This window comes from Marinimicrobium sp. UBA4209 (genome assembly GCF_002381585.1).
Classification (GTDB): domain Bacteria; phylum Pseudomonadota; class Gammaproteobacteria; order Pseudomonadales; family Cellvibrionaceae; genus Marinimicrobium; species Marinimicrobium koreense.
In genome coordinates this window covers 14483-16385 of sequence record NZ_DFTP01000076.1, presented here as the reverse complement: position 1 = coordinate 16385, position 1903 = coordinate 14483, and the positions used below count along the sequence as shown (strand labels likewise).

The following is a 1903-nucleotide window of genomic DNA, read 5'->3' as shown; positions in this document are numbered from 1 at the left end:
GCCGATGAGGTGCGCACCCTGGCTCAACGTACCCAGGACTCCACCGGGCACATTCGCAACATCATTGAGAAGCTCGGTGAAGCCACGGGGCAAGCTGGGGAGAGTATGGAGCAGTGTCTGAGTCTGGTCGATCGTAGCGTGGGCGAAATGGACAATGTACAGCAGGCGCTGTCGACCATTTCCGCCGCTGTGGAAAAAATCGATCAGATGTCACACCAGATTGCCTCCGCCGCCGAGGAGCAGTCGGCGACGGCCGTGGATATCGAACAGAACACCCAGCATATCAGCGACATTTCCGACCGCACCCAGAAAGAGGTCGCCGAGGCAGAAGCGCTCAACAAGGAAATGGAGCAGTTGTCAGAACGTCAGCTGAACCTGATTGTGCGTTTCGATTAACCGCCGTTTAGACGGGCACCGCGTCACTCATTGACGCGGGCCACCGGCTGGCGCAGGGTGACAAACTCTTCCGCCAGGGTCGGATGAATACCGATGGTGCGATCAAAGTCCGCTTTGGTCGCACCGGCGGTCATGGCCACACCCAGGCCCTGCATGATCTCACCCGCCTCAGGCCCCACCATGTGGCAACCCAGCACCCGGTCCGTATCCCGATCGACGATCAGTTTCACCAACGCCCGCTCGTCCAGATCCGGCAGGGTATATTGCATCGGGCGGAAGGCGCCCCGGTAAATATCCACGTGAACGCACTCCTTTCTGGCTTCTTCCTCGGTCAGACCGCAGCTTGCCATGGGCGGCTGACTGAACACCGCGGTGGGAATGTGCCGGTAGTCCACCCGCTCATTCATGCCGCCGAACAGGTTGCGGGCCAGGGCCATTCCCTGAGCCAGGGCAACCGGCGTCAGTTCATCGGGCCCGGTCACGTCGCCCAGTGCGTAGATGGACGGCTCGTCGGTCTGAAATTCCTCGTTCACCTGAATACGGCCCGCATCACTCAACCGCACCGCCGTGTTCTCCAACCCGAGCCCATCGGTTTTCGGCTTGCGCCCGGTAGCGTACATGACCTGCCCGACCGATAGCGTATTTCCCTGATCGGTATGAACCGTCAGCACATCGTCCGCGTTTTTCTCAATACGAGTGATGTCGGTGTTAAAGTGCAGGTGGATGCCTTTCTTGGGTAGCTCCTGCGCCAGATGCGTCCGCATATCCTCATCGAAACCACGCAGAAACAGCTCCCCGCGATAGCACAAGTGGGTTTCAACACCGAGGCCATTAAAAATCCCGGCAAACTCCACCGCGATATAACCACCGCCAACGATGACGATGCGCTCGGGAAGACTGTCCAGATAAAACGCTTCGTTGGAGCTAATGGCGTGCTCGACACCTGGCACTTCCGGCATCCAGGGCCAACCGCCCACAGCAATCAGGATGCGTTCGGCGGTGTAGGTATTGTCGCCTACGGCGACGGTGTGCCCGTCAACCAAGCTACCGGTGCCGTTGATGATTTCTACCCCAGCGGTGTTGAGCAGTTTGTCGTACACCTGATTGAGCCGTTCGATTTCGCGATCTTTGTTTGCACGCAGTTCCTGCCAATCAAACTTGATGGCCCCAGCGTGCCAGCCATAACCGGGGGCGGCGTGAAAGGTTTCTCGGTAGTGGGAAGCAAACACAAACAGTTTTTTGGGCACGCAACCGACATTGACGCAGGTACCACCAAGGTAGCGTTCTTCGATAATGCCCACTCTCGCCCCAAACTGCGCCGCAAACCGACTGGCCCGAACCCCACCGGACCCCGCGCCGATCACCAGCAAATCGTAATCGTATTGGCTCATTTTTGTCATTGCTCCTGTCGGTTTTCGTTCTCGAAACATTAGTCAACATTTAATCAATCGCAGCGTCACGACCGGTTCGGGAAGGGGGATACCTTTTCAAGACACGCCGTAAACCC

General features: G+C 58.0%; 2 protein-coding genes. One reads left to right on the top strand and one right to left on the bottom strand.

Features of this window, described 5'->3' with window-relative positions:
• Positions 1-396 (top strand): methyl-accepting chemotaxis protein (locus B3187_RS11255; protein ID WP_286806496.1); only part of this gene is annotated, 396 nt, incomplete at its 5' end.
• Positions 397-419: 23 nt separating this feature from the next.
• Here B3187_RS11255 and gorA read toward each other — a convergent pair.
• The gene (gorA, locus tag B3187_RS11250; RefSeq protein ID WP_286806494.1) at positions 420-1787 is read right to left on the bottom strand and encodes a glutathione-disulfide reductase; all 1368 of its coding nucleotides are present in this window, start codon (positions 1785-1787) and stop codon (positions 420-422) included.
• Between the last annotated feature and the right edge of the window lie 116 nt (positions 1788-1903).